Raw genomic sequence first — 23,198 nt, 5'->3', positions numbered from 1 at the left:
TCAGACGTGCGAACGAGATGTCGACCATAGCGCCCAGGTCACGAGCACAGGCTGGAAGAAGAGTCGAGCGAGACGCTTGCGGTCGCTATCTAGACCAAATCCATCACGTCGGCCGGTGTACTGCGCGATGTTTCCGGGGAAAATAGCGACAAAGAACGCCGCCAAGATGCGACCCACGCGGCGACGATCTTTGGGGAACAAGACAAGTGCCGAGCCCAGCATGACCTCAACGACTCCGGAGGCCAGAACAACGCCGTCTTTGTCGATACCCGTCACCTCAGAGACAGCATCTGGCACTTGAGCCTGGAATTCTTTCCGTGCCCAAAACATGTGGCTGATGCCAGCAAAAACCATGGCCGAGGCAAGTAGCCAGCGAAAGATTGTCTTCATACCTCGATCAAATCGCGTCGGGGTGGGTTTGTCGAGTGGGTCGTGCCGTTCCCGGATCAGTGATACCGCGCGCTGTACGCATTCAAAGCTGGTTGGCCTCCCAAGTGCGCGTAGAGCACCGTGGAGTCTTTTGCGATTTCGCCCGATGTGACGAGGTCAATGAGGCCCGCCATCGACTTGCCTTCATATACCGGGTCGAGAATGACGCCTTCGAGTCGGCCCGTCAGATGAATCGCGGCGTCGGTCGACTCGACCGGGATGCCGTAGAAGTTACCGGCCCATCCCTCCAACACCGTGATCTCTTCATCGCTTATCTCACGACCAACCTCGATCGATGCGGCGGTCCGGCGGGCAATGCGTGCCACTTGTGCGCGGGTCTCGTCGATCTTCGCCGACGCGTCGATGCCGATCACTCGTCTCGGCTTGCCCCCGAAGTTCTCCGCGAGATCTGCGAAACCGGCGATCATGCCCGCGTGCGTAGAACCGGTTACTGAGCACACCACGATCGTGTCGAAGAACACGCCCAGAGCTTCTTCTTGAGCGGCGACTTCGTGCGCCCAGTTTGCAAAACCGTGGCCACCCAGCGGGTGGTCACTGGCGCCCGCTGGAATTGCGTAGGGAGTGCCACCGCGCTCCTCTACATCGGCGATCGCCTGCTTCCACGAGTCTTTGAAACCGATTCCGAAGCCCGACGGCGAAAGCCGCACGTCGGCGCCCATGATTCGCGACAGCATGATGTTGCCGACGCGGTCGTTGACAGAATCGGGCCAGTCGACCCATTGCTCTTGCACAAGCACGGCCTTCATCCCGAGGTGCGCCGCGACAGCCGCGACCTGCCTCGTGTGGTTCGACTGAACTCCCCCGATCGAGACGAGCGTGTCGGCTCCCTGCGCGAGTGCATCGGGCACCAGGTACTCAAGCTTTCGCACCTTGTTTCCGCCGTAGGCAAGGCCGCTCGAGACATCCTCACGCTTCGCCCATATTCGCGCCCCACCGAGGTGGTCGCTCAATCGATTGAGTGGATGCACCGGGCTCGGCCCGAACATCAGCGAATGGCGCGGAAAATCTGCCAGTGTCATTGCGGATCCTCATTCAAAGTCGGTGCCGGCGTCGTGCGGAGTGGGTGATCAGATGCCTCGGGCAAAAGCCGCTCGAGAGTGAGCCAGTTCTCGCGAGTCGCCGCCGCTGCCGCGTCGATGTCGCCGCGGACGCACAGCGCGATGATGCGTTCGTGGTCGGCGACGCTGCCGCGACCGGCAAGGCTCGCGAACCGCGCACGCTCGAGTCGACGAAGTGCGGGACTGACCTGTTCGAGCAGGCCAGGCAGGAGTGGATTTGCGCTGGCCGTGACAGCTACGGCATGGAAGTCGTCGTCTGCGGCGATTGCAGCGTCAACGTCGGCGTCGCCGAGAGCCGCCGCGAATCGAGCGTTGGCTGCCCGCAACGACTCATGGTCATCGGCTGTCATCAACGGAACCGCGTCACGCATTGCCAGTTCGTGGAGAGCAGCCGCCACTCGCTCCGCGGCGAGCGCCTGCCGAGCATCGAGTGGAGCAACTTCAGTGAGCTTCGCTCGGCGTGTGTGCACGAGGCCTGCGGCTTCTAACCGGGTCAGAGCTTCTCTAATGGGCGTGCGGCTCACTCCGAGCCATTCTTCGAGCTCAGGGTCGCGCAGTCGCACGCCGGGAGCAAGCTCGCCCGACACAATCGCATCACGGATCTGCTGGTAGGCGTAGTCACGCAGCGACCTAGGACGCTCGGCGTGCGGTAGTGACATGCAATATATTGCACATCACTGAAGCGAGTGCGTCAAGTCATCCGTGGGTTGTCTTAGTTACGAACAACAGTTACAAACGCCAAGTGCTCCACAGCGCCCATGCGACGAGAACCGGCTGCAAGAAGAGTCGCCCAAATCGCGCGCGATCGCTTCCGAGCATTGGGGCGTTTCGTCCGGTGCGCCACTGGTGGACGTTTCCCGGCAAGACCGCGATGAAGAGCGCTGCGATCACACCGCCGACACGGCGACGCTCACGCGGCAGCGCGATGGCCGCAGCTCCGAGCATGATCTCAACCGCGCCGGATGCCACCACGATCGCATCCTTATCGAGCCCTGTCAGCCGCGGCGCCCAGTCGGGCACCACGATGCGGTACCCGCGACGGCCCCAGGTCAGGTGAGAAAAGCCGGCCGCGACCAGGAGCGCGGCAAGCAACCACCTGGCACCCACGACCACACGAGTCATCAGCTATCGCGCTCGATCGCTGCGCGCGCGACGAAAGCGGCATCGTCTCGCGCGGTGTTCCTCGGGGTGATCGCGCGCAACACGACTTCGTCGACTGCGCCGCGGTAGGCGGAAAGACGCTCCCCCGCGTGTTCGCCGGGTGCGATCACGGTATCGACGGCGCTAACACCAAGGCGGGCAAAGTTGGCGGCATACTGCGGGAAGCTGGCGTAGCGGTCGCTCTCTTCTTCGAGAGCGGCGGCCGCCGCCGGGTCGAACGCAGTGCGGACATAAAGGATGCTGCGAGCATTCCCCCGCGATCGGGTCTCGTCAGTCTGCTCCGCTGCCGCCTCTGGTGTCAGCCAGTTCAGAAGCACACCGTCGCTCCGCTCCGCAGCCAACGCGCGCATCTTCGGGCCGAGTGCTCCCACCACGACCCGCGCGTGGGTGCCATCTTTGACGGTGTCAACGGCAGCCCTCATGTGCGCCAAAGCACCGGTGCGCATACCGCCGGTTCCGATTCCGACTATCAATCGGTCTTCAGGAAGCTCCAGCGACGACACTTCGTCGACGATCTGGTCGGCGCTCCGACGATCCAAGGGAACGACACCGGTCGCCAGATTGATGCGCTCGGTTACTGCTGCGGCGGCAGCAAGCCCCGCCAACGCATCCGCGCCCGGAGTGTCATTGATCCACAGGGCGTGAAAACCTGCCTGCTCGACGAGAGCGGCAATGGCGCGGATGCGGACAGTACCGATCGCCGCAGCCACGCCGATGGAGACGTGACCGCGGCGATCGTTCATGATTCGAGACTACGCCGCGGCTGAAAGCACCGGCGACGACACGACGAGTGTGCCGTCCATCACGTCGACCTGCACGACGCCCCCATCGGCGAGCGTTCCGGCAACGAACATGTCGGCCACACGGTCGTCTACTTCGCGCTGAATGACGCGGCGCAGCGGCCGAGCACCGAACTCGGGTTCGTACCCGGTTTCAGCAAGCCACGCAACAGCCGCATCGGTCACCGTAAAGCTCACATTCTGACGCTCCAGGCGAGCTGCGGTATCAGTCAGGAGCAGTCGGACGATGTCGTTCAGCTGGTTCGAATCGAGCTTCCGGAACAACACGATTTCATCGATACGGTTCAAGAACTCGGGACGCATCGACTCGCGAAGCTTTCCCATCACGCGAGCGCGAAGATCCGCCTCGCTGCCAAACCCGGTGGCGCCGCCACCGTCTGCGATGAAGCCGATGGCCCCAGATCGGGACGCGAGAAACTCGCTACCCAGGTTTGATGTCATGACGATGACGGTGTTTCGAAAGTCGATGGTGCGCCCCTGACCGTCGGTCAGACGCCCATCGTCGAGCACCTGCAGCAGCAGGTTGAAGACATCCGGGTGAGCCTTCTCGATCTCATCGAACAGCACTACGGAGTACGGGTTTCGCCGTACCCGCTCGGTGAGCTGACCGGCTTCGTCGTACCCGACGTATCCGGGAGGGGCCCCGACGAGCCGAGAGACAGTGTGACGCTCGCCGAACTCGCTCATGTCGAACCGAATGACGTGAGATTCATCGTCGAACAGCGACGACGCGAGCGCCTTCGCGAGCTCGGTCTTGCCGACCCCGGTCGGGCCCAAGAAAAGGAAGGAGCCGACGGGGCGGTGAGTGTCACCCATGCCGGTGCGGTTACGGCGCACAGCACGCGACACCGCGGCTACGGCATCATCCTGCCCGATCACTCGGTCGTGCAGCTCAGTCTCGAGCGTGCCCAAGCGCGCGCGCTCCGATTCGGTGATGCGGTTGGCGGGGATTCCCGTTGCACGGCTGATCACCGCCGCGATCTGAGCTTCGTCGACGATCGTGCTCGTGTGCTTTTCTGGCACGGCGGCGCGGTCGATCTGCTGCTGCAACGCTGTCATTTCGTCACGCACACGGGATGCTTCCTCGTAATGCTCTGCAGAGACCGCGGCGTTCTTGTCGGCTTCGAGACCGGCAAGCTGCTCGACCAGTGCCGAGATGTCGACGGTCGGTCCCGTCCGCAACCGAAGCCGCGCACCCGCCTGGTCGATCAAATCGATCGCCTTATCGGGGAGCACTCGTTCGGTCAGGTAGCGGTCGCTGAGCTCGACGGCGGCGCGAAGGGCGTCGTCGGTGTACGTCACAGCGTGGTGTTCGGCGTAGGCAGGTGCTACTCCGTGGAGGATTGCGACGGCATTCTCGATTGACGGCTCCCCCACACGCACCGGCTGGAACCGACGCTCGAGAGCTGGGTCCTTCTCGATCGTGCGGTACTCGCTCAGAGTCGTGGCTCCTACGAGGTGGAGTTCACCACGAGCCAGGCGTGGTTTCAGAATGTTTCCTGCGTCCATCGCACCGTCGCCACCACCGCCGGCACCCACAACCGTGTGCACCTCGTCGATGAAGACGATGATCTTGCCCTCCTGCGCGACGATCTCATCGATCGTGCCGGTGAGGCGTTCTTCGAAGTCGCCGCGGTAGCGGGCGCCCGAGAGCATTGCTGCGAGGTCGAGTGAGATCACCCGCTTATCGGCGAGCTGCGCTGGCACGTCGCCGGCAACAATCGCGCTCGCAAGACCCTCAACGATGGCGGTTTTGCCGACGCCAGCTTCGCCGACCAACACGGGGTTGTTCTTCGTGCGGCGGCTCAAGATCTCGATGGTCTGATCGATTTCGGTGGCGCGACCGATGACCGGATCAAGCTTTCCGGCTTCGGCGCGCGCTGTGAGGTCGGTGCCGAACCGATCAAGCATCGGCGTCGTGGACGACGCATCTGAGTCTTGCCGTTCGGGTGCTTCGCCGGTCGATGTCATCGTCTCGCGTGCCCCCTCAGTGAGCGCTTCGGCAGTGACGCCGGCGTCAGCCAAAACCTGACCTGCGGGGGCATCCTGGGCGAGCACGAGGGCGAAGAACATGTGCTCCGGGTCGATGTAGGTCGAGCCCGATGACCGCGCAACCTGGAAGGCGTGGAACAGCAGCCGCTGCACCGAGGTGGTCACGACGGCACCGTCGATGTCGGCGGCGACGCTCGGCGCGGGGAGGCGCTCATCGACGGCGCGTGCGATGCGATCGGGGTCAACACCGAGGCGCGCGACGGCGTCTCGTGCTGGAGCCTCGGTCACAATAACGCGCAACACGTGCAGTGCGTCGAGCTCCCGCTGTCCGCGTTCGAGAGCGAATCGTCCGGCCGACTGAAGGATCTCCTGCGTGCGCGCGCTCATGAAGCGGCTGAGATCAATTGATCGTGCCGCGCGAGCGCGCTCACCTTCGAGGTAGCGCGCGAGGAAGTCATTGAACGCGTTCGATCCGTCGGGGGTGAAGTCTTCGGCCATGCGATGCTCCTCTAAAACTTGATGTCTTGCGTAGCAACTTTACAAACTTGCGCCGCTACGTATCAAGTTAACGACATGCCCTTCCGGCGTATTCCCGCCTGCCCCGATTGCTTTCCCGGCGTGCCGAGGGGTCGCAACACGCCGCATAACCCCTCGTCGCTGCAGCGGAGAACGGCGTGTTGCGACCCCTCGCGAATAGGATGTGGCGGATGCGAGAGTTCTTACGCGGGGTCATGCTGCTCGGGCAGGGCTTTGCATGGTGGCGAAGAAGACCCGGCGTCATGCTCGGCGGTCTCATTCCCGCGGTCATCGTTGGGGTCGGGATGCTGGCGGCCCTCATCGCACTCGGGTTCGCGCTCCCGACGGTCACCGTCGCAGTCACGCCCTTTGCCGAGAATTGGCCAGGGATATGGGCCACCGCTCTCCGTGTCACCGTGGGCACAGCGCTCGTCGGCGCAACACTTGTGCTTCTCGCCGTTTCTTTCACGGCACTGTGCCTGATGATCGGCGACCCGTTCTACAACCGTATTTGGCAGCGCATCGAGAACGACCTCGATAATCAGGCACCGAGCGTTGACACCGGGTTTTGGCAGGGCATCCGCGACGCGCTCTCGCTTCTTGTGCGTGGCATCGGGGTGTCTATCCTCGCGGGCCTCCTCGGACTCATTCCGGCTGTTGGCGGAATCCTCGGGGCGACTGTAGGCGTCACTCTCACCGGCTGGTTGCTCGCGGACGAATTGAGCTCGCGGGCCCTCGGAGCCCGAGGCATCCCACGTCGTGAGCGCCGGGCGCTGCTGGGAACGAGCCGCGCGCGAGCGCTCGGATTCGGCGTCGCGACCCAGGCATGTTTTCTTGTGCCCCTCGGCGCCGTCGTGACTATGCCCGCAGCTGTGGCCGGTTCAACGCTTCTTGCCCGCTCACTTGTCGCTGCGGACCCGCCGACACCGGGTACCCTTGATTGAGACGTCCTCGAGGGAGATTCATGTTCATCATCTCGCTGCTGCTATTCCTGCTCGGCATGTTCGCCTTCGGCATCTCCTTTTCCATTCCAGGACTTGAGGCGCTGATCTTTATTTCGGGCATTCTGCTCATTTCTCTTGCGATGGCGTTGCCCATCCACCTCAGGGCGAAGTAGCACACCGCACAGGTGGCATTCTCCTTCGACACTCTTCGCCGCTGGCCAGACATTGAGGCGCCCGATCTTCGGGCGTGGGATGCCGCAGACACGCTGATTCTCGACGAATCAGCATCCGCGCGAGGCGAGCTCCGCGACGGCACCCTCGTTGTCATCGAAGACACACACGGTGCGCTGAGTCTGGGTGCCGCAGCCGATGGCGCCACGGGGATCCGCACCCACCAGGATTCGCTCACGGGCGAACGTGCGCTCCACACCAACTCCAAGCGTGTCGGGCTCGAGCATGCCGCCGTCTCGAGGCCCCTCGACGCCACTCTCGTCAGCGGAGCGCGGGTTGTTCTGTTGCGACTTCCGCGATCGCTCGATGCGTTGCGCAATATCGCCGGATTGATTGCGGCCCACGCAGCACCCGAGGTCATTGTGTACGCCGGCGGTCGCATCAAGCACATGACGCCGGCCATGAATGACGTACTGCGGGAGTTCTTCGATCGCGTTGATGTGACACATGCTCGACAAAAGTCGCGCGTCCTTATCGCGTGCCAACCGCACGATGGTGCTGATCCAGAACCATCACGCGCTATGCACGATGGACTGTCAGTGTGCGCCTTCGGTGGCGTGTTCGCCGGCACCTCTATCGATATCGGAACACGGTTCCTGCTCGAGTGCCTGCCAGCCGCCATTTCGGGTGGCAGTTCCGCTGATCCGCTCATCGACATGGCGTGCGGCAGCGGGGTCGTGGCGGCGTCGCTAGCCTTACGGCATCCTGACGCGCGCGTTTATGCTTCAGATCAATCGGCTGCGGCTGTTGCATCTGCGAGGGCCACAGTAGAAGCGAACGGACTCTCGTCGCGCGTTGAGGTGGAACGCGATGACGCACTTTCACTCCGTCCTGACGCGAGCGCATCTTTTATTGCACTCAATCCGCCGTTCCACGCCGGTGCGGCAGTTCACGATGCCATCGCGCCACGTATGTTCGAAGACGCCGCACGCGTCCTTCGCCCGGGCGGCGAGCTCTGGACGGTGTGGAACACGCCCCTCGCTTACCGTGCCGCGCTCGAGCGGATCGTCGGCCCCACTCGTCAGATTGCCCGCAACAACAAGTTCACGGTTACCCGTTCGGTGCGACGCTAGAAGACGCAGCATCGTCTTCTGCGGCATCCGGGTCGTTCCAGAGCTGCACTGTTTGCACTGTCCAAAAGACGGCGAACAACGCAAGTGCGAGGGCTTCACCCACGAAGATGAGTGGGATGCCGGTGGCTCGCGAGATATCGAACCCCCAGATGTCGCACAACACCACGGTGATGAGGAGCGCGACGCTCACACCGATGCCGATAGCGACCGTCGCATACGAGCCGCGGTAGATGAGTCCAGTGCGTCGGGTACGTGAGAGCCGCCCCGCGCCCAGCGCCGCGATCGTTGCGACCGCCGCGATCAGCGCGAAAAAGAGTGACGCGGCGACCGCGTGCGCGCCCTGCAAGAAACCTTGTGGCCAGATGATCCACCACGTCGCCATTGCGATGACGATGAGCGCCGCGATGATCAGCGCAAGCTCCGACGCACGGCTCAGCGTCCGCTGAACGATGGCGAGAGCCCACGCCCCTCCCACGGCCGCTGCCGCCGTCGCAATCAGCGCGACAGCGCTGACATTAACGCTCGCAGCAAATTCGGGCGGCACACATGAGGGGGCGTCGGCGCATGTTCCGCCCCAGAACGCGGGATCGATCGGCGTCGGAACGATCGCAACAATCGGCGCAAGAATTGCCATGTAATCGAGCAACGCCTGCTCGATACTGCGGCCCGAAAGAGCCACGAGCGCGAGCGTGATTGCGAAAATTGCCCCGACAAAAACATCTCGTGCCGGCGAATAATATGCCGCACTGATCGATGGAAGCGGGCCATCAGTCACAAATACGGCAGCGAGAGCGATACCGAGCGCAAAAACTGCGCCCACAATCGAGAGCCGAACATAGCGATACGTACGCTGCGTCGATGTCGTACGCATCCGCATAAGAACCCTCTCGAGGTGAAACGAGAGGTGGGAGCCTCGCAACCGCGAAACTCCCACCTCTCGTTTGTCAGGTGTTCGCTAGAAAGCCCAGTCGTCGTCGCTCGTGGCTTCGGCCTTGCCGATCACGTACGACGAACCCGACCCCGAGAAGAAGTCGTGGTTCTCGTCGGCGTTCGGTGAGAGCGCCGAGAGGATCGCGGGGTTCACGTCAGTGACGGATGCCGGGAACATAGCCTCGTAGCCGAGGTTCATGAGGGCCTTGTTCGCGTTGTAGTGCAAGAACTTCTTGACGTCTTCGGTCAGACCGACACCGTCGTAAAGATCCTGCGTGTACTGCACCTCGTTGTCGTAGAGCTCGTACATCAACGAGAACGCGTAGTCCTTGATCTCGTCACGCTCTGCCTGCGAGACCTTCTCAAGCCCCTTCTGGAACTTGTAACCGATGTAGTAACCGTGCACTGCCTCGTCGCGAATGATGAGACGAATGAGGTCGGCAGTGTTGGTGAGCTTTGCCCGTGACGACCAGTGCATCGGCAGGTAGAAGCCCGAGTAGAAGAGGAAGCTCTCGAGCAGGGTCGAGGCGACCTTGCGCTTGAGGGGCGAGTCTCCGCGGTAGTAGTCCATGACGATCGAAGCCTTCTTCTGAAGGTTCGGGTTCTCCACCGACCACCGGAAGGCCTCGTCGATCTCTTTCGTCGACGCAAGCGTCGAGAAGATCGAGGAGTAGCTTTTCGCGTGCACCGACTCCATGAACGCGATGTTCGTGTAGACGGCTTCTTCGTGGGGTGTGATCGCGTCAGGAATCAGTGAAACTGCGCCCACTGTGCCCTGGATCGTGTCGAGCAGGGTCAAGCCTGTGAACACGCGCATGGTCAACAGCTGCTCATCGGGCGTCAGCGTGTTCCACGACTGAATGTCGTTTGACAGCGGCACCTTCTCGGGCAGCCAGAAGTTGTTCACGAGACGGTTCCAGACCTCAAGGTCTTTATCGTCTTCGATACGGTTCCAGTTGATGGCCTGAACGTGGTTCAGGAGCTGAAGCTTTTCGCTCATATCAGTTCTCTCTTGGTGCCGAGATCAGAGCATGCACGAGACGCACTCGGACATGTCAGTGCCCTCAAGCGCCATCTGCCGCAGGCGGATGTAGTAAATCGTCTTGATGCCCTTGCGCCATGCGTAGATCTGCGCCTTGTTGATGTCGCGGGTCGTTGCGGTGTCCTTGAAGAACAGTGTGAGCGACAGCCCTTGGTCAACGTGCTGAGTGGCTGCGGCGTAGGTGTCGATGACCTTCTCGTAGCCGATTTCGTAGGCATCCTGGTAGTACTCCAGGTTGTCGTTCGTCATGAACGCCGCCGGGTAGTACACACGCCCGAGCTTGCCTTCTTTGCGGATCTCAACCTTCGACGCGATCGGGTGGATCGACGACGTCGAGTTGTTGATGTACGAGATCGAACCGGTCGGAGGCACAGCCTGCAGGTTCTGGTTGTAGATACCGTGCTCCTGGATGGAAGCCTTCAGCGCTACCCAGTCTTCTTGCGTCGGGATGTGCTTACCCGCGAACATCTCGGTGACCTTGGCTGTTGCAGGTGCCCATACGCCATCGATGTACTTGTCGAAGAACTCACCGCTGGCGTACGTGGAGTCTTCGAAACCATCGAAGGCCCGCCCGCGCTCAATGGCGAGGTTGTTCGATGCGCGAAGCGCGTGGAACAACACGGTGTAGAAGTAGATGTTCGTGAAGTCGACGCCCTCTTCGGAGCCGTAGTACACGTGCTCACGTGCGAGGTAACCGTGGAGGTTCATCTGGCCGAGGCCGATGGCGTGCGAGCGGTCGTTTCCGTCTTCGATAGAGCGAACCGAAGCGATGTGGCTCTGCTCGCTCACCGCACTCAGGGCACGAATAGCGGTTTCGACTGTCTTGCCGAGGTCTTCGGCATCCATCGACAGCGCGATGTTCATCGAACCGAGGTTGCACGAAATGTCTTTACCGATTTCGTTGTACGACAGGTCAGCGTTGTATGTGGTCGGCGTGTTCACCTGCAGAATTTCGCTGCAGAGGTTCGACATGTTGATGCGGCCCTTGATCGGGTTCGCCTTGTTGACCGTGTCTTCGAACATGACGTACGGGTAGCCGGATTCGAACTGAATCTCGGCGATCGTCTGGAAGAACTCACGCGCGTTGATCTTGGTCTTCTTGATGCGGGAGTCATCGACCATTTCGCGGTACTTCTCGGTGACTGAAATGTCGCCGAACGGTACGCCGTACACCTTCTCGACGTCGTACGGGGAGAAGAGGTACATATCTTCGTCATTGCGTGCGAGCTCGAAGGTGATGTCGGGAACAACAACGCCCAGCGAAAGCGTCTTGATGCGGATCTTCTCGTCGGCGTTCTCACGCTTGGTGTCGAGGAAGCGCATGATGTCGGGGTGATGGGCCGACAGGTACACAGCACCGGCGCCCTGACGAGCACCCAGCTGATTGGCGTAGCTGAAGCTGTCTTCGAGAAGCTTCATGACAGGGATGATGCCACTGGACTGGTTCTCGATCTGCTTGATCGGAGCGCCCGACTCGCGGATGTTCGACAGCAGCAATGCCACGCCGCCGCCGCGCTTAGACAGCTGTAGCGACGAGTTGATTCCGCGAGAGATCGACTCCATGTTGTCTTCGATGCGAAGCAGGAAGCACGAGACGAGTTCGCCGCGCTGAGCTTTACCGGCGTTCAAGAACGTCGGCGTCGCCGGCTGGAATCGGCCGGCGAGAATCTCGTCGACAAGGTTCATCGCGAGCTTCTGGTCGCCATCGGCGAGAGCGAGAGCCGTCATGACGACGCGGTCTTCGAAACGCTCGAGGTAACGCTTGCCGTCGAATGTCTTGAGCGTGTAGCTCGTGTAGTACTTGAAAGCACCCAGGAAGGTCGCGAAGCGGAACTTCTTGGAGTACGCGAAGTCGTTGAGCTTCTCGATGAACTCAAAGGGGTAGGCCTCGAGAACTGCGCCTTCGTAGTACTCCTTCTCGACGAGATAGTCGAGGCGCTCTTTGAGGGAGTGGAAGAAGACAGTGTTCTGATTGACGTGCTGCAGGAAGTACTCGCGAGCGGCGCGCTTGTCGGCGTCGAACTGGATCTTTCCGTCAGCGTCGTAGAGATTGAGCATCGCGTTGAGCGAGTGGTAATCAAGCCCTTCGAAACGCGCCTCGCTCTTGAATGCGGGGTCCTTCAGTGCTGTTGTCTCCACCATTTTTCCAATCCGTCGCTCACGCGATCGACATCTTCAGGCGTGCCGAAGAGTTCTAGCCGGTACATGTGCGGCACGTTGCACTTGCGGCTGATGATGTCACCGGCAAGACAAAAGGCCTCACCGAAGTTCGTATTTCCCGCGGAGATCACTCCTCGGATGTGGCGGCGGTTCTGTTCTTGATTCAAGAAGCGAATAACCTGCTTCGGAACCGCGCCGCCCTCTTCCCCACGTCCTTGGCCACCCCCATATGTCGGGGTGACCAAGACAAAAGGTTCGTTGACCTCGAGGGGGGCATCTTTCGGCTGGAGCGGAATTCGCTCTGCCGGCATCCCCAACTTCTCAATGAAACGCGCGGTGTTTCCCGACACGCTCGAGAAGTAGACGAGGAGCGGTGCCGATGTTGCAACCGCCCTGGTCATTTCGTTAGACCAGACGGCTGGCGAGCTCGTCGATCTTGTCGGGACGGAAGCCCGACCAGTGGTCGCCGTCTGTCACGACGACCGGTGCCTGGAGGTAACCCAGTGCCTTTACCTGCTCGAGGGCCGCGGGGTCCTGCGAGAGGTCGTGAATTTCGTACTCGATGCCCTTGGAATCCAATGCGCGATATGTCGCCGTGCACTGAACGCAGGAGGGCTTGGTGTAAACAGTGATTGCCATATTGGCCCCGTTTCCCCTCAAAATCTTTACTGTGTCCCGACGGTGCGCCGCCAGGAACTCAATACTACATATGGGTACGGACATTGGAAAGCACCACTAGGGGTAGTAGTTACACGGATGTAGTTTTCCACCGTTATCCCCATGTTCAACACAGGTTCTCCACCGTTTCATCCACAGCATGGAAGCTGCAGTCGTCACCGAAAAGAGCCTGAATCGTGCGGTTTTCTTGCTCCCACTCGACCGTTCTCCACAGATGTGACGATATGGGGCACCTCCGACATTCAATGTCGTCGACGACGACGGCTTCGGCGTGTCGCGCAGCGCTCGATCGAATGCACCAAGTCAAGTCTTTTTGAGCGCTAGCGTTATGACATGGCCAGCTACCGCGACCTTCTGCGCACCCCGGGTGTCGGACGTATCATCGCAGCACAGTTGACCGCACGTTTTCCCAACGGAATGACGAGTCTTGCGATCCTGCTCCATATCGAGCACGTGACGGGTTCCTATGGTTCCGCTGGCCTCGTGCTTGCGGCGACCTCTGTGGGCCAGGCAATCTCTGGACCTGTCACGAGTCGTTGGATGGGGTTGTGGGGCATGCGTAAAGTGCTCACTCTCACCACAGTGCTCTGCGCGATCGCCATCACAACACTCGCGCTGGTCGAGATGGTTCTTCCGGCCTACATGGCTCTCGGGCTCATTGCCGGGCTCACGACCCCGCCGATTCAATCTGCAGCGCGCACCATCTACCCCAAGCTTGTGAACTCGCGGCAGCTCTCTCCGCTCTATTCACTCGATGCATCGCTGCAAGAGATCATCTGGATCTTGGCGCCGGTGCTGATCACTTTTGTCGCAACGCAGGCTGGCACCGTGCCGGCGCTTCTCCTGATCGCCGCAATCCTCGTTGGCGGCGGGTCGTGGTTCATCCTCTCCCCCGAGGTCGGGCGCGTCCGAATTCCGCGCAGTCGCCGAAAGCTTGGCCGCGTTCTCGCGAAGCCGCCGGTACTCATGGCAACTGCTGTCGGTTTCCTTCTCATTGGCGCGTGCTCGGCTGTCGAAGCGGGCGTTGTCGCCGAATTCGACGAGGGGGGACTTGAAGCCGGCCTCATCCTCGCCGTCTTCGGTATCGGAAGCCTCGCGGGCGGATTGGGCATGGGCCACCGACCAATCAGCCCGTGGTCGATGGCTCGGCGCCTTCTCATCGTCACGATCGGTCTCGCCACCACGATGTTCGCGCTCAATGCGTGGTGGCTCGGCGGCTCACTCATCATTGCCGGTATCGGCATTGCGCCGGCACTCGCCGTGATCTTTGCGATGACCTCGGCGAGTGTGAAGTTCAGCGAAACCGCCGAAGCGTACGGGTGGATCGGCACAGGTCAGCTGATCGGAGCTGCAGCGGGTTCGGCTGTCGCGGGATTCCTCGTTGACGGAGTCGGTCACGTTGGGGCCTATGCCGCAGCGTTTGGCTTCATGTTCGTAGGGCTCATCGTCAGCATCGTGTTCGTGCGGGCTTTCCCCGATTTGCGCCACCGCGACCCGAGTCCGATACCCGACACCGAACCGGTCGAAACGATCACGTAAATCCGCGATGCTGTGAGCGTTACCGCACCGAGTACGTCGCTTCGACGCCGACTTCGACCACAACGCTCACGAAATCCGGGAGGGTGAGGTCTGATTCCAAGCCACTCGTCGCTGGCACTGTGCCGTCAGGAGTCGCGACCTTCACAGTGGCATCGAGGCCAACCCATGACACACCTCCCACGCGTGCGCCGTCGACGTCGCTGAGCCACTCTTCCGCAGACGCGTGAATTTCTTGCGTCCAGGTGGCGATCAGCACTGTCACTGTCGTGTTCAACGCGAGCGGGAGAATGATCACTGTCGAAAGCACACCGACGATCGCATACGCACGTTTGCGGTTGGCCGTGCGTGATGATCCAACCGCGCGCGCGAATCCCGCAAGAGTGAAGACGATGCTGCCAGCGATCACGAGTGAAATCACGTTCGATAGAAAGAGGATCAGTGCGCCGAGCGCGCTATCCCAGTCGCCTTGCCCGGCGCAGACGCCGACCACGCCGAGTGGTGGAACGAGCGAGATCGCAATAGCGACTCCGGGGAGGATGGCGCTCAGATCCCGCCGACACATCGCGAAGGCGCCGGCGGTACCCGTCGCCATTGCGGCCAGAAGGTCCACGAGTTGCGGGGAGGTGCGGCCGGTAATTTGCGAGTTTGTCGAGAGCGAAGAACCGTGCGGCAAGATGATCGACAGTCCGTACCCGATGACCACCACGATGACGACACTCGCAAGCACCCAAAGAATCGAGCGCACCAGCAGGCTTCGCCGACCGATGACGAGGGCAAGCCCAATTCCAAGAATCGGGGTTCCGAGAGGCGCGATAATCATGGCGCCAATGACTGTCGCCGTCGAATCGGCCAGTACCCCTGCGACCGCGATGACGCCCGACAGAATGAGCATGATGAGGAACCCGCTGCGCTTGCCGACAGCATCACCTCGGGTGAGGTCGAGCGCGTCGCGCACATCGTCGACGCCTTGCCGTTGTGAATCGGGCAGCAGAAACTGCGACAGCGAGGCCATATGCACATCTTGGCCGAACCAATAACAGTATCCAATGGGCAAAAACGTCCGGATGTCGTCAAGAGCGCAAGAATAAAGACTGTGACTTCTTCGGTGTTCGACCCTCGCGACATCCTGCCTGATGATCTGATCGAGCGGATTCGCTCTCGCGGCGCGGGCTACGACGCGCAAAATGCCTTCCCCGACGAAGACCTCAGCGAGTTGAAAGCAGCCGGGTATCTGTCGGTGTTGGTGCCGACAGAGCTCGGTGGGGCCGGGCTCAGCATCGCCGAGGTCGCAATGTTGCAGCAGCGTCTCGCGGGGGCGGCTCCCGCCACGGCGCTTGCGATCAACATGCACCTCGTCTGGACGGGCGTTGCCAAGGTGCTCGCTGACCGAGGCATCGATGACCTCCGATTCGTGCAAGAGGGCGCGGTGGGTGGCGAGGTCTTCGCCTTCGGCATCAGCGAAGCTGGCAATGATCTCGTGCTCTTCGGCAGCGATACGGATGCCACGCCTCACCCCGACGGCTCGTACTCTTTCACCGGCACCAAGATTTTCACCTCGCTCAGTCCGGTGTGGACCCAGTTGGGGCTCCACGGGCTCGACACGACAAGCCCTGACGGCCCGAAGATGGTCTACGCGTTCGTGCCACGAACAGAAGCGATCGTCACGCATGATGACTGGGACACGGTCGGCATGCGCGGCACGCAGAGCCGCACGACCGAGCTTCATGGTGCGGTGGCGTCGCCTGATCGCGTCGTGCGAAAGATCGCGCCAGGGCCAAACCCCGATCCGATCGTCTTTGGAATCTTCAGTGTGTTCGAAGTGCTCGTGGCGTCTGTCTACACCGGTATCGCGCGGCGAGCCCTCGATCTTGCGGTAGAGATTGCGAAGAAGCGCACGTCTAAGAAAACAGGAAAAGCGTACAGCGATGATCCCGACATCCGCTGGCGCATTGCCGATATGGCTCTTACCTACGATGCGCTCGGTCCGCAGATCGCGGCGCTTTCCGAAGACATCGACAATGCCGTCGACCACGGCGCACGCTGGTTCTCGCTCCTCAGCGGAGTGAAGCACCGCGCGGTAGTTGCTGCGAAAGACGTCGTCGACAACGCCATGCTCGTCGGTGGCGGGTCGTCCTACCGTTCGGCGTCAGAGCTTGGCCGCCTCTACCGCGATGTGCTCGCGGGCATGTTCCACCCCTCTGACCCAGAGTCCGCGCACTCGACTGCGGCGTCGGCATGGCTCGGACCGATGAGTAGCTGATGCCCCACACTCCCACTTCTCTCTTGAGCCCCGCAGACCAGGAGCGTCGCCGCGCCCTTCGAGTGATGAAAGGCATAGCGCTCGGCGCACTCGTTGCGCTGGCGATAGTCTTCGTCATCTCGTTCGTGCTGCAAGAGAGCATGCCTGCTTTCGCATATGTCCGTGCCGCGGCGGAAGGCGGAATGGTTGGCGCGCTCGCAGACTGGTTTGCCGTGACAGCGCTGTTTCGGCATCCGCTCGGCATCAAGATCCCGCACACGGCGATCATTCCGAGCCGCAAAGACGAGATCGGACGATCGCTCGGCGAATTCGTCGAGACAAACTTTTTGTCAGCGGATGTCGTACGCACAAAGCTCGAGGAAACGTCTGTTGCTGCGCGCCTCGGTGAATGGCTGCGCGATCCAGCGCATGCAGAGCGCGTGAGCGCCGAAGGCGCCACCATGGCCGCCGGCGTGCTGCAGGCGCTGAGCGATGATGACGTCGGAGATGTGCTCGAAAGCCTCGCACGGGAGCATCTGATCGAGCCACAGTGGGGCCCGCCTCTTGGCGAGCGCCTTGAACAGGTGGTCTCCTCGGGTGCGCATCACGGCGCCGTAGACCTCGGTGTCGACACAATTGCCACCTGGCTCCGTACCAACCAGACGTCGTTCACGGGCCTCCTCTCGCGGAGGCTGCCGTCGTGGGTGCCATCGGTCGCGCGGCGCCTTGTCGATGAAGCCGCATACAACGAGGCCGTAAAACTTGTCGCCGCGATCGCTGCTGAGCCGCAGCATCCCGCCCGTATTGCTCTTGATGGTTACCTGGCGCGCCTCGCCCAGAACCTCCAGAATGATCCCGAAACAATTGCGAGTCTTGAGAGCACGAAGTCTGGGGTGTTCGACAGTCCGCGCGTGCGCGAGCTTGCGGCGAGCCTGTGGGACACGGCAAAGTCTGGGCTTCTCACATCTCTTGCGGACCCCGAGAGTGCGCTGCGCATTCGGGCCGCACGGGCGCTCGCTGACGTCGGTGACCGCCTCACCTCTGACGCTGCGCTTCAAGCGCGAATCGATGGCTGGGTGACGGACGCCGCCGTGTTCCTCGTGGAGCGCTACCGACACGACATCGCCTCGATCATCACCGACACAGTCGAGCGGTGGGATGCCGCTGAAACAACCGAGAAGATTGAGCTCATGGTGGGCCGTGACCTGCAATATATCCGCCTCAACGGAACCATTGTTGGCTCTCTTGCGGGACTTGCAATTTTCACACTCGCCGAGGCGTTCCTCCGCGGGTAGCCTGGGGCCGTGGCCACTCCGCAACCAGCTCAGCTGCTCTTCAGCTACGGCACGCTGCGCTCGCCCGCCGTGCAGCTCGACACCCTCGGGCATTTGGTGACATGCGAGGTAGATGTGCTCACTGGTTACACGGTTGACTACGTAGAAGTCGACGATCCTCGAGATGACGCACCCGGTGTGAACACTCACGCACGCGTGCGCGGCACGGGCAGTGCGCTCGACAAAGTCATTGGTTTTGTCTTCGAAGTCACTGATGCGGAGCTTGATGCCATCGATAATTACGAAGCGTCACGCGGTTGCCGCAGCGAAGTCACTCTCGTCAGCGGACGCACCGCGTGGGCGTATTTGCCGGTGAAAGCATGATCACCCTCGTGCTCGTGCGCCACGCGAAGTCTGACTGGGGCAATGCCTTTCTCGATGATCATGAGCGTCCGCTCAACCGCCGCGGTCAGGGCGACGCACCCCGTATGGCCGAGCGGCTGGCGGCCACCTTTTCCGCCGCCGGTGTGAAGCCCGATGCGATTGTGTCGAGCACCGCGCTTCGCGCAGCAACGACGGCGGATGCCTTCGGCCACGCGCTGGGTGTCGACGTCACTCGCGACGCGCGTCTCTATGGCGCCCCACCCCGAGTGCTTCTCGAGGTGGCATCCGAGACCGATGGCAGTACTGCCGTGATCGTGGCGCACGACCCTGGCCTCAGCACGCTCGTCGAGCGCCTCACCGACGGCGAAGTGACGGAAATGCCCACGTGCGCAGTTGCCGTGTTCGAGTGGAATGCTTCGGATTGGGCGTCCATCGACTTCGACGAGCCCGACCGTTGGACGTTCGACGAGCCGAGCGCGCGCTAAATATTGGTGCGCTTCGTGGCTCAGTGCGCCAGCGCCGCAAGTTCTGCGCGACCACTGGTCCCTGTTTTGTGAAGCAGATTCGAGACATGGAACTTGACGGTGTTCTCGCTAATGCCAAGGGTCGATGCCACGAGGCGATTGCGAGCGCCCGAAGCCACCAGGCGCAGCACATCGCGCTCACGCGCAGTCAATTCGACTGAGTCGGCAAGAGGCTCGGGCTCGGCGGGTGGATCAAGGGGCAACCGAATATCAAGGGAAGACCCCCAACCGGGCGTCGCAGAAACCGCGAGTACACCGTCGAGCGCTGAAACCTTCTCGGCGATGGGCCGAAGCGAATCATCGTGAGGTGTGAGATCGCCCCGACCGTCGTCGCGAATGCCGATCAGCAGGTTGAGGCCGTCGCAGTCCCATTGGATACGCACACGACGCGTTTCGCCTTTGTCGACAAAAGCGAGCACAGCGCTTCGAACGATAGCTCGCGCGGCGTGAGCAACTTCGCCGGGCAGTGCTCGCCCCGTTGCGGGAGGCTCCACAAACTGCACATCGAGTTCACCGAAGCGGACCAGGGGATGAAGATCGGATCGCAACCGCGCGAACGCACCAACGACTGGCTCGAGGATGCTGCTGCGTTGCTCGTCTGTGACCATGCGGAGTCCGACCAGCGCCGTCGTTGCGACATCCGTCACCATTGTTCGCGCTGCACGGTCGTCGAGGCGATTCGATCGCAAAATCGCGAGGATTGATTCGAGCGTTACGGCATGACGGTCAGCTTGCTCGGCCAACACCCGTGAATGCTCCAGCGCGAGTCGTCGCGATGCTGATGACGGTAGCTGCCCCTGTGCTTCCATGTCGACAGCCTACCCGTGTAACCCATCCCATTCCTATGGATAGGTAAACCTCACCCTAAGGGTGGGGGCTCCTCATGGCCCCACCGCCCACGATGGAACACATGGACGTCTTGGAACACGGGCCCAGCTATGCGCTCTCGCGAGTATCGCAAGAGCTGAGCCGGTCGCTTGAACATGTTGCTCAGCACGAGTCGCGGTCACTATCGGCGTTCGCTGACGCCATCGCTGAGGCGCCACGCGTCTTCGTGATCGGTGCCGGGCGTTCCGGTCTGGCGCTCAAAATGACTGCGATGCGACTCATGCACCTCGGACTCGAAGTGCACGTTGCAGGAGAGGTGACAACCCCCGCAATCAGCAGTGGGGACCTTCTGATCACTGCAAGTGGCTCCGGAACGACCACCGGAATTGTGAGCGCCGCCGAGACAGCTGTGTCGCTCGGCGCAAAAGTCGCTGCCATCACAACCGCAGCGTCATCGCCCTTGGCGAAACTTTCGTCGGCCACCATCGTCGTGCCGGCCGCGGGAAAGCTCGATCGGAGCGAGGCCGCGTCTGTTCAGTATGCGGGAAGTCTTTTTGAACAGGCCGTCGTACTCATCGGTGACGCCGTCTTCCACGCCCTGTGGCGACGTTCCGGAGCAAGTGCTGACGACCTCTGGCCCCGCCACTCAAACCTCGAATGAAAAGGAACACCATGAAACTGCAATTCGCAATGGACACGCTCACCACCGAGGCTGCTCTGGAGCTCGCCGCTGCTGCAGCGCCCCACGTCGACATTCTCGAGCTCGGCACGCCGCTCATCAAGAGCGCAGGGCTTTCGGCTGTTACCGCGGTAAAGGCTGCCCATCCCGACAAGATCGTGTTCGCAGATCTGAAGACGATGGATGCCGGCGAGCTCGAGGCCGACATCGCGTTCGCCGCTGGTGCCGACCTCGTCACCGTGCTCGGTTCAGCAGGAGACAGCACCATTGCGGGCGCTGTGAAGGCTGCGAAGAAGCACGGCAAGGGCATCGTGGTCGACCTCATCGGAGTGCAGGACAAGCCCAAGCGCGCCCAGGAAGTCGTTGCTCTCGGTGTTGAGTTCGTTGAGATGCACGCCGGGCTCGACGAGCAGGCCGAAGAAGGCTTCACCTTCTCAACGCTCCTGCGCGACGGCGAAGCATCTGGCGTGCCGTTCTCGGTCGCGGGCGGAATCAACGCCTCGACCATTGCATCGGTGCAGAAGTCGGGCGCGCAGGTTGCTGTCGCCGGCGGAGCAATCTACGGCGCACCCGACGTCGGCGCTGCCGCAGCAGAGCTGCGTGCCGCGATCGTCTAGCGCGCATCTAGTGAAAGAGGCCGCTCGAGATTTCGATTCTCGGGCGGCCTCTTCCATCTAGCTTCAGCTACTAGTCGACGGCGACAACAGCGCCGTTCGTCAGGCGGACGAGTTCGGCGAACGTCAGCGGAAACACTGTGTGCGGAGTTCCCGCGGCAGCCCAGATTTCGGGGAACGTTGCGAGCGCCTCGTCGACAACGGTCGTGAGCGGGGACGGATGCCCCGCGGGAGCTACTCCCCCGATGACTTGACCGGTGGCGTCCTTGACCTGTTCGGCTGTCGCGCGACGGATGCTGTCGCGCCCGAGCCGCGTCGCGAGTGCTGCGGTGTCGACCCGATGTGCGCCGCTCGTCATGACGAGCAGGGGCGCGTCGTCCGACCAGAAGACGAGGCTGTTGGCGATCGCGCCGACCTCAACTCCGACGGCTGCTGCGGCCACGGCAGCTGTGGCTGCGGCATCCGGAAGCACGACGATGTCAGACAAAATTCCGGCGGCGCGGAGGGCCTTTCGGACGATGAGGTTTCGCTTATGCAATTGTTCGCTCACGCGCTCACCCTATCGAGCGAGACGGTACCGGTGGACGGCGGCGGCGCTGCCGGCAGACGCCGACGGCGCCAAAGGTAAGACCGGCGTATTAACTCTCTGGCTTCTCGCCGACGCGCCGAACGCTAGAACGGCGGCGGTGTAGGAGCTGAATGAACTAGTGGTTCGTTGACATCTGGTTCGAATGCGACCCAGGGCGGTTTGTCGGTGTAACTTCGCCCGGTCGGCGACGTCCACTCCAAAACCCCATCACCGCGCTGCTTCACCGACCACCTGCTCGCGTGTTTCAAACTGTGATGCCTTCGGCACAGATGCGCCAGGTTGTGCTGATGAGTTGGCCCGCCAAGGGCAGCATCGACGGTGTGGTCGATATCGCAGCGGTGCGTAGGCATGCGGCACCCCACGAACCTGCAGTGCTGGTCTCTCGCCCGAAGCTGCCGTTTCAGTTGGTCGCTGGGTCGATACCGATCGACCGCGACGACGGTGCCCGTCACGGGCCGGGTGAACACCCGATCCCACCCCGGCGCGGTACCCGCGAGCCGTCGTGCACTCTCGGGGTCAACCAAGCTGAGCCCAGACAGATCCGCTGGCGTCGATGAGGTGCCCGCCAGCGTCGTCGCAGGCACCGTGACCTGCACGATCGCTTTGATCGCACCCAGCCCGCCACAGTCGTCGCCCGCGAGCGGGTCGAGGCTCGGCACCGATGTCAACAGCATGTCGGAGAACAGGTCGGCGCGGATCTGATCCGTCGTCCGCCGATCATCCACCACAGGCTCATCCTCGGCGCGGAGCTTCGTGCCGTAATCCGATCGCCCCGCCCGGAAGTCTTTCAACGCTCGGGCCTGCTGCGTGAGCCGGTTGAAAATCCCGTGCGCCTGCACCGACGGCAGCACGGCGTTGATCGAACTCATGCCATCGGCGAGGTCGAACAGTCGCACCGTACGCGTCGCGTTGGCGTCTTCAAAGCGTTCCTGAAGCGTTCGCGGTTGCGCTTTCTCGGCCAGAGCTGCAGCGAACCCCCGCAACCGCCCCGGTGTCTCGGCCTCAGCGACCCCGATAACCTCGCGGTCGTACCGGGCCTTGGCTGTGGCATCCGTCAGGTTCACGCCCGCCCGCAAGATCTCTTGCACATGGCGTTCCGAGACACGCCCCGCGCTCCACGACGCAAACGTCTCCGGATACGACTCGGTGACTTCGAGCGCGTCATCGATACGTATTTGCGCCGTGCGATCTGACACCCGAAGTGCAGCCCCAACTTCTGCCGCGACCGCCCGCATCGGAATCTCTCGGTCTCGTGAGTCACGCGACGTCATCCGCCGCATTTGCGCAAGCGCGATGCGCCCCATGTTCGCAAGGACCGCAGCGCGTGCCGCCTGGATGTGTGCGATCTGTTGATCGAACGAAATCAACGTCGCCACAGACTCAGACAGCTCGTACGCTTCTGCGTCTTGTTGCTCGGTTTCGTTCTCTGACATGACTCAAGTATCGAACATACCTCCGACATTGAGCACCCCAAACCAGCCCAAAAAGCCCTG

General features: G+C 61.9%; 25 protein-coding genes. 10 read left to right on the top strand and 15 right to left on the bottom strand.

Going from position 1 to position 23,198, the window contains the following annotated elements; translation table 11 throughout:
* The 6 genes from FHS06_RS09675 to FHS06_RS09650 form a co-directional block, all read right to left on the bottom strand.
* Nucleotides 1-390, bottom strand: a complete 390-nt coding sequence (locus tag FHS06_RS09675) for a DoxX family protein (protein WP_167048779.1) — start codon at nucleotides 388-390, stop codon at nucleotides 1-3.
* Between the two features lie 56 nt (nucleotides 391-446).
* On the bottom strand, nucleotides 447-1,469 hold the full coding sequence (locus tag FHS06_RS09670) for a 1-aminocyclopropane-1-carboxylate deaminase (protein WP_167048777.1): 1,023 nt from the start codon (nucleotides 1,467-1,469) through the stop codon (nucleotides 447-449).
* Nucleotides 1,466-2,167, bottom strand: coding sequence for a GntR family transcriptional regulator (locus FHS06_RS09665; protein ID WP_167048775.1), 702 nt, complete (start codon nucleotides 2,165-2,167; stop codon nucleotides 1,466-1,468). Before FHS06_RS09665 ends, FHS06_RS09670 begins: the two co-directional genes overlap by 4 nt.
* Nucleotides 2,168-2,237: 70 nt before the next feature.
* Complete coding sequence (locus tag FHS06_RS09660; protein ID WP_167048773.1) at nucleotides 2,238-2,630, bottom strand: DoxX family protein; 393 nt, start codon at nucleotides 2,628-2,630, stop codon at nucleotides 2,238-2,240.
* Nucleotides 2,630-3,412 (bottom strand): LLM class flavin-dependent oxidoreductase, encoded by a 783-nt coding sequence (locus FHS06_RS09655; protein ID WP_167048771.1) that lies wholly within the window; start codon nucleotides 3,410-3,412, stop codon nucleotides 2,630-2,632. The genes FHS06_RS09660 and FHS06_RS09655 overlap by 1 nt, the downstream gene beginning before the upstream one ends.
* Nucleotides 3,413-3,421: 9 nt before the next feature.
* A complete protein-coding gene (locus FHS06_RS09650) occupies nucleotides 3,422-5,959 on the bottom strand; it encodes an ATP-dependent Clp protease ATP-binding subunit (RefSeq protein WP_167048769.1) in 2,538 nt (845 codons plus the stop codon).
* 209 nt (nucleotides 5,960-6,168) lie between these two features.
* Here FHS06_RS09650 and FHS06_RS09645 point away from each other — a divergent pair, with 209 nt between their 5' ends.
* From FHS06_RS09645 to FHS06_RS09635, 3 genes are read left to right on the top strand one after another with little or no spacing between them, the layout of a single operon-like run.
* Entirely contained in the window at nucleotides 6,169-6,921 is a 753-nt protein-coding gene (locus tag FHS06_RS09645) for an EI24 domain-containing protein (RefSeq protein ID WP_167048767.1), read from the top strand.
* Nucleotides 6,922-6,941: 20 nt separating this feature from the next.
* Entirely contained in the window at nucleotides 6,942-7,094 is a 153-nt protein-coding gene (locus FHS06_RS09640) for a hypothetical protein (RefSeq protein WP_167048765.1), read from the top strand.
* A gap of 12 nt (nucleotides 7,095-7,106) precedes the next feature.
* Nucleotides 7,107-8,225, top strand: coding sequence for a class I SAM-dependent methyltransferase (locus tag FHS06_RS09635; protein ID WP_167048763.1), 1,119 nt, complete (start codon nucleotides 7,107-7,109; stop codon nucleotides 8,223-8,225).
* Here FHS06_RS09635 and FHS06_RS09630 read toward each other — a convergent pair.
* The 5 genes from FHS06_RS09630 to nrdH all read right to left on the bottom strand — a co-directional run bounded on the left by FHS06_RS09630 (nucleotide 8,203) and on the right by nrdH (nucleotide 12,996).
* Nucleotides 8,203-9,096 carry a hypothetical protein gene (locus FHS06_RS09630; RefSeq protein ID WP_167048761.1) on the bottom strand — a complete coding sequence of 298 codons (894 nt, stop codon included), beginning with the start codon at nucleotides 9,094-9,096 and terminating at the stop codon, nucleotides 8,203-8,205. The two genes, FHS06_RS09635 and FHS06_RS09630, sit on opposite strands and share 23 nt — an antisense overlap.
* Nucleotides 9,097-9,180: 84 nt before the next feature.
* Nucleotides 9,181-10,155 (bottom strand): class 1b ribonucleoside-diphosphate reductase subunit beta, encoded by a 975-nt coding sequence (gene nrdF, locus FHS06_RS09625; RefSeq protein WP_167048759.1) that lies wholly within the window; start codon nucleotides 10,153-10,155, stop codon nucleotides 9,181-9,183.
* Nucleotides 10,156-10,179: 24 nt separating this feature from the next.
* Entirely contained in the window at nucleotides 10,180-12,339 is a 2,160-nt protein-coding gene (gene nrdE, locus FHS06_RS09620; protein WP_167048757.1) for a class 1b ribonucleoside-diphosphate reductase subunit alpha, read from the bottom strand.
* Nucleotides 12,318-12,758: a class Ib ribonucleoside-diphosphate reductase assembly flavoprotein NrdI gene (gene nrdI, locus FHS06_RS09615; RefSeq protein WP_167048755.1), complete on the bottom strand. Its 441-nt coding sequence runs from the start codon at nucleotides 12,756-12,758 to the stop codon at nucleotides 12,318-12,320. The genes nrdE and nrdI overlap by 22 nt, the downstream gene beginning before the upstream one ends.
* Nucleotides 12,759-12,762: 4 nt before the next feature.
* Nucleotides 12,763-12,996, bottom strand: a complete 234-nt coding sequence (gene nrdH / locus FHS06_RS09610; protein WP_165142123.1) for a glutaredoxin-like protein NrdH — start codon at nucleotides 12,994-12,996, stop codon at nucleotides 12,763-12,765.
* A gap of 372 nt (nucleotides 12,997-13,368) precedes the next feature.
* On the opposite strand from nrdH, the gene FHS06_RS09605 reads away from it, so the two are divergent.
* Complete coding sequence (locus tag FHS06_RS09605; RefSeq protein ID WP_167048753.1) at nucleotides 13,369-14,574, top strand: MFS transporter; 1,206 nt, start codon at nucleotides 13,369-13,371, stop codon at nucleotides 14,572-14,574.
* A gap of 19 nt (nucleotides 14,575-14,593) precedes the next feature.
* On the opposite strand, the gene FHS06_RS09600 is transcribed toward FHS06_RS09605, so the two are convergent.
* Complete coding sequence (locus FHS06_RS09600; protein ID WP_167048752.1) at nucleotides 14,594-15,586, bottom strand: TIGR00341 family protein; 993 nt, start codon at nucleotides 15,584-15,586, stop codon at nucleotides 14,594-14,596.
* An 81-nt stretch (nucleotides 15,587-15,667) separates the two neighbouring features.
* Between FHS06_RS09600 and FHS06_RS09595 the strand changes: the two genes are divergently transcribed.
* From FHS06_RS09595 to FHS06_RS09580, 4 genes are read left to right on the top strand one after another with little or no spacing between them, the layout of a single operon-like run.
* Nucleotides 15,668-16,834: an acyl-CoA dehydrogenase family protein gene (locus FHS06_RS09595; protein ID WP_310734796.1), complete on the top strand. Its 1,167-nt coding sequence runs from the start codon at nucleotides 15,668-15,670 to the stop codon at nucleotides 16,832-16,834.
* Complete coding sequence (locus FHS06_RS09590; RefSeq protein WP_167048750.1) at nucleotides 16,834-18,108, top strand: DUF445 domain-containing protein; 1,275 nt, start codon at nucleotides 16,834-16,836, stop codon at nucleotides 18,106-18,108. Before FHS06_RS09595 ends, FHS06_RS09590 begins: the two co-directional genes overlap by 1 nt.
* Before the next feature lie 9 nt (nucleotides 18,109-18,117).
* On the top strand, nucleotides 18,118-18,471 hold the full coding sequence (locus tag FHS06_RS09585; RefSeq protein ID WP_167048749.1) for a gamma-glutamylcyclotransferase family protein: 354 nt from the start codon (nucleotides 18,118-18,120) through the stop codon (nucleotides 18,469-18,471).
* The gene (locus FHS06_RS09580; RefSeq protein ID WP_167048748.1) at nucleotides 18,468-18,956 is read left to right on the top strand and encodes a SixA phosphatase family protein; all 489 of its coding nucleotides are present in this window, start codon (nucleotides 18,468-18,470) and stop codon (nucleotides 18,954-18,956) included. The genes FHS06_RS09585 and FHS06_RS09580 overlap by 4 nt, the downstream gene beginning before the upstream one ends.
* Nucleotides 18,957-18,976: 20 nt before the next feature.
* Here FHS06_RS09580 and FHS06_RS09575 read toward each other — a convergent pair whose 3' ends face one another.
* Nucleotides 18,977-19,804, bottom strand: coding sequence for a helix-turn-helix transcriptional regulator (locus FHS06_RS09575; protein WP_167048747.1), 828 nt, complete (start codon nucleotides 19,802-19,804; stop codon nucleotides 18,977-18,979).
* A gap of 74 nt (nucleotides 19,805-19,878) precedes the next feature.
* Between FHS06_RS09575 and hxlB the strand changes: the two genes are divergently transcribed.
* Nucleotides 19,879-20,484 carry a 6-phospho-3-hexuloisomerase gene (hxlB, locus tag FHS06_RS09570; RefSeq protein WP_243845434.1) on the top strand — a complete coding sequence of 202 codons (606 nt, stop codon included), beginning with the start codon at nucleotides 19,879-19,881 and terminating at the stop codon, nucleotides 20,482-20,484.
* Nucleotides 20,485-20,495: 11 nt separating this feature from the next.
* Nucleotides 20,496-21,119: a 3-hexulose-6-phosphate synthase gene (gene hxlA, locus FHS06_RS09565; RefSeq protein ID WP_167048746.1), complete on the top strand. Its 624-nt coding sequence runs from the start codon at nucleotides 20,496-20,498 to the stop codon at nucleotides 21,117-21,119.
* 70 nt (nucleotides 21,120-21,189) lie between these two features.
* Here hxlA and FHS06_RS09560 read toward each other — a convergent pair whose 3' ends face one another.
* Both FHS06_RS09560 and FHS06_RS09555 read right to left on the bottom strand, forming a co-directional pair.
* Nucleotides 21,190-21,666 (bottom strand): YbaK/EbsC family protein, encoded by a 477-nt coding sequence (locus tag FHS06_RS09560; protein WP_167048745.1) that lies wholly within the window; start codon nucleotides 21,664-21,666, stop codon nucleotides 21,190-21,192.
* A gap of 122 nt (nucleotides 21,667-21,788) precedes the next feature.
* Entirely contained in the window at nucleotides 21,789-23,138 is a 1,350-nt protein-coding gene (locus tag FHS06_RS09555; protein WP_167048744.1) for an HNH endonuclease signature motif containing protein, read from the bottom strand.
* Nucleotides 23,139-23,198 lie beyond the last annotated feature (60 nt).

It is taken from the genome of Microbacterium halimionae (genome assembly GCF_011761265.1).
Taxonomy (GTDB): domain Bacteria; phylum Actinomycetota; class Actinomycetes; order Actinomycetales; family Microbacteriaceae; genus Microbacterium; species Microbacterium halimionae.
This window is presented reverse-complemented; position numbering and strand designations above follow the sequence as displayed.